General features: G+C 71.7%; 4 protein-coding genes. 2 read left to right on the plus strand and 2 right to left on the minus strand.

Annotated features, from left to right (window positions below):
• The first annotated feature begins 54 nt into the window (after positions 1–54).
• Positions 55–855: a MerR family transcriptional regulator gene (locus tag OOT08_RS02170; RefSeq protein ID WP_325090911.1), complete on the plus strand. Its 801-nt coding sequence runs from the start codon at positions 55–57 to the stop codon at positions 853–855.
• On the opposite strand, the gene OOT08_RS02175 is transcribed toward OOT08_RS02170, so the two are convergent.
• Together OOT08_RS02175 and OOT08_RS02180 are read right to left on the minus strand one after the other, a co-directional pair.
• Positions 852–1529, minus strand: a complete 678-nt coding sequence (locus OOT08_RS02175) for a metal-dependent transcriptional regulator (RefSeq protein ID WP_325090912.1) — start codon at positions 1527–1529, stop codon at positions 852–854. The two genes, OOT08_RS02170 and OOT08_RS02175, sit on opposite strands and share 4 nt — an antisense overlap.
• A 157-nt stretch (positions 1530–1686) precedes the next feature.
• Positions 1687–2661, minus strand: a complete 975-nt coding sequence (locus OOT08_RS02180; protein WP_325090913.1) for an epimerase — start codon at positions 2659–2661, stop codon at positions 1687–1689.
• Positions 2662–2777: 116 nt separating this feature from the next.
• Here OOT08_RS02180 and OOT08_RS02185 point away from each other — a divergent pair, with 116 nt between their 5' ends.
• Positions 2778–3413, plus strand: a complete 636-nt coding sequence (locus OOT08_RS02185; RefSeq protein WP_325090914.1) for a TetR/AcrR family transcriptional regulator — start codon at positions 2778–2780, stop codon at positions 3411–3413.
• Positions 3414–3420: the final 7 nt, after the last annotated feature.

Genomic DNA, 3420 nt, shown 5'->3' on the forward strand with positions numbered 1-3420 from the left:
CGGACGGTTTCGAGCGGGCCACGGCTCCCGAGGCCACGGCTGATGGGAGGCCCCGTGCGCAGTAGCGAACTCGCCCGGCTCGCGGGCGTGACCGTGCGCACCCTGCGCCACTATCACCGCACCGGGATCCTGCCGGAGCCCGAGCGGAGCCACAACGGGTACCGCGAGTACCGGGTGGAAGATCTCATCCGGCTCATCCGCACCGCCCGGTTCCGGGAGCTCGGGCTCTCCCTCGCTGAGATTCAGCCCCTGCTGGATGACCGCGAGGCCCGCGCGGAGACGCTGCAGCGGGCCGAGGCCGAGCTCGACGCCGAGATCGCCCGGCTCACCGAGCGCCGGGACCGCGTGTCCCGGCTTCGGGAGGACGGCCTCCTCCCCGAGCTTGGCCCGCTCGCGGAGGCCCTCGATCCCTCCGGGGAGAGCCTCGCATCACTCGTCGACCTGGACGGCACCGAGCTCGAACAGCTCGTCATCTTTGGTCACCTCGCCCCGCCCGAGCAGGTCGCGTGGCTCGTTCGGGCGCACACCGAACTGCTCGCCGTCACCCAGACCGCCTCGCACGACCCCCGGGACGTCGGAACGCGGTTCCTGGCGTTCCCGGCGGATGCGCCGCCCGAGGCCTGGGACGCCCTGCTCGAGGACATGCTCGCCGAGCACGGCGATTTCTTTCGAGACCTCGTGGCGCAAACCGCGGCCGAGGACTTCCCGGAGCAACCGGACCTGAGCCGGGTGCTGACCGGGCACCTGAGCGAGCGGCTCTCGCCCGGCCACCGGGACACGCTCGACCGCTTTCTCGCCGCGGTCACGCAGGAGCCGGATTCGGGGCCGGACGGGTCGCGGGAGGGCGAGCCCTAGCCGAGTGCGGAGGCCCAGATGGACTCGGCGGCCTGCGCGCCCAGGCTGACCGAGCCCGCGCGCCCCTCGACCGCGACCTGCACGGTGCCCGAGAAGGGCTCCCCCGGCTGCACCTCCAGCACGGCGTCCACCACGATGCCCTGGCTGGCGAAGTACTGCAGCATCCCGCCGTCAGCGTCCGAGATCCGTTCGACCCGGACCCGGCACCCGGGCGCGATCTCGGAGAGCTGGGTGGCGTCGGGGCGGTGCACGACGCCGTCGGCGCTCGGGATGGGGTCGCCGTGCGGATCGCGGGTCGGGAAGTTCAGGAAGGCGTCGATGCGGGACACGAGCGTGTCGGACACCGCGTGCTCCAGGCGATCGGCCTCGTCGTGCACCTCGTCCCACTCATAGCCGAGCGCGCCGACGAGGAAGCTCTCGATGAGCCGGTGGCGGCGCACCATCGAGACCGCGTGGCGGCGGCCCAGGTCGGTCAGGGCGACCGTGCCGTAGCGGACGTGGTCGACGAGCCCCTGCTCCCCAAGTTTGCGCACGGCATCGGAGACGGTGGACAGGCGCACCCCGACGGTCTCGGCGATCGTCGAGGGCGAGATCGGCTCGTCTGACCACTCCTGAAGCCCCCAGATGGCCTTGATGTAGTTCTGCATACTGGGCGAGAGATCGTCGACTAACATCCCGATAGTGTACCGCCAAACAAGATTGTTTGGGTGGAACTAAGTCCGAGGGTGACTCCCGCACGGTCGAGCGCGGCTGCGCGGCTGCGCGGCCGGGGCCCGCACCGGCTCCCCAGGATACGCGGGACGACGCCCGCGCGCATCCGCCGCGCCGCGCTCAGTCCCCGGCGCGGACCGAGGCCCACACGTCGCGCAGGGCCGGTTCCAGCTCGGCCCAGCGGAAGCGATACCCCGACGTCTCAAGCACCTCCGGGCGCACCCAGCGGCTCTTCAGCACCATCTCGGACTCCGTGCGCAGCGCCCAGGTGCCGAGCTCCAGCATCCAACGGGACGCGGGGAGGCCCACGCGCGCGCCGACGGTCTGCCGGAGCGCACGCATGAGGCCCCGGCTATCGCTCGCCCCGGGCGAGGCCACGTTGATCGGCCCGGCGAGGTCGTCCCGGTCGAGAATCCACCGGATCGAGCCGAGGACGTCGTCGAGGTGCACCCAGGAGAACCGCTGACGGCCCCGGCTCCGATGCCACCCCGAACGCTCCGGTCCACTCGGGTCGGGGCCGATCCCCCGGTATCGGCGATGCGGAAACCAGGGGCCATCGAGGTGCGGGCCGCCGAGCCCGAGCCGGGCGAGCCGGAACAGGGTGCGCGTGGCCGGGCCGTCGCCGAGGACAATGGCGATGCGCAGCGCGACCCGGCGCGTGCCGGGCAGCTCGTCGCGGAAGAGTTCCCGCTCCCAGTTTCGGGCCACATCCACGGAAAAGCCCGTCCCGAGTTCGCCGTCCCGCTCCCCCTGCGCGCGGTCCTCCGCGTGGCGATAGATCGTGGCGGTGCTCGCGTTCAGCCAGACCCGCGGCGGCCGGGCGCTCGCGGCGATGGCCCGGGACAGGGCGCGGGTCGTGTCCACCCGGGAGCGCAGCACCTCGTCCCGGTTGCGGTCCGCGTAGCGGCAGTCCACGCTCTTCCCGGCGAGGCCGATCAGGGCGTCCGCGCCGTCCACCAGCGCGAGGATCGCGGCCGGATCGTCCCAGCTCGCGTCCGCGCCGGCCCGGCCGATCGTCGCCACCCGCCACCCCTCGGCCCGAAAGGACTCGACCAGGTGCGCCCCCAGGAATCCCGAGGCTCCGCCGATCACCATGCGCCGCTCGTCCACTGCTCCCCGCTTCCCGGCCCGCGCGGGCCCGACCCAGCGTAACCCAGCCAACGCCCAGCATGATTTTGCACTTTTGACAGAAGAGTGCATAATTGCACTTCATGAGCGAAAGTGCAGAATCTGGCGGCCGGGCGGCCAAGATGCGGCGAACCCGGATCGCCATCACCGAGCACGCCCGGAAGCTCACCGCCGAACACGGCCTGAACGGTTTCACGATCGAGGAACTCTGCGAGCGGGTCGGCATCGCCCGGCGCACCTTCTTCAACTACTTCCCGAGCAAGGAAGACGCGGTGATCGGCAGCTCCCCCCAGCTGCTCGAGTCGGAGCCCGTGCGGCGCTTCCTCGCGGCCGGGACCCCGGACGGCAGGATCAGCCCGAGCCTGCTCGACGAGCTCGCCGAGGTCGCGATCGAGCTGGTGGACGAGGTCCTGCAGGTCGCCGGGACCATCACGCACGTGCACGCGATCATCGAGCGCGAACCGAGCTTCATGGGGAAGTTCCTCACCGAAAACCACGAGACGCATCAGGCCTTCAACGCGCTGCTCGAACGCCGGGAGGGACTCGATCCCGGGGACCGGCGCGCCGCCCTCGCCCTGCAGGTCATCGCGGCCATCATGCACGATGCCGTCGAGTCGTTCATGCGCGCGGGCAGCACCGGCAGCGTTGGCCCGGGCGTCCGCTTGGCCCTCGCGCAGAGCCGGGAGCTGTTCACCGGCACCCCGCCGCCCGAGCGCTAGCTCCCGG

This window comes from Leucobacter sp. M11, assembly GCF_035726885.1.
In the GTDB taxonomy this organism is placed as follows: Bacteria; Actinomycetota; Actinomycetes; order Actinomycetales; family Microbacteriaceae; genus JAPFRB01.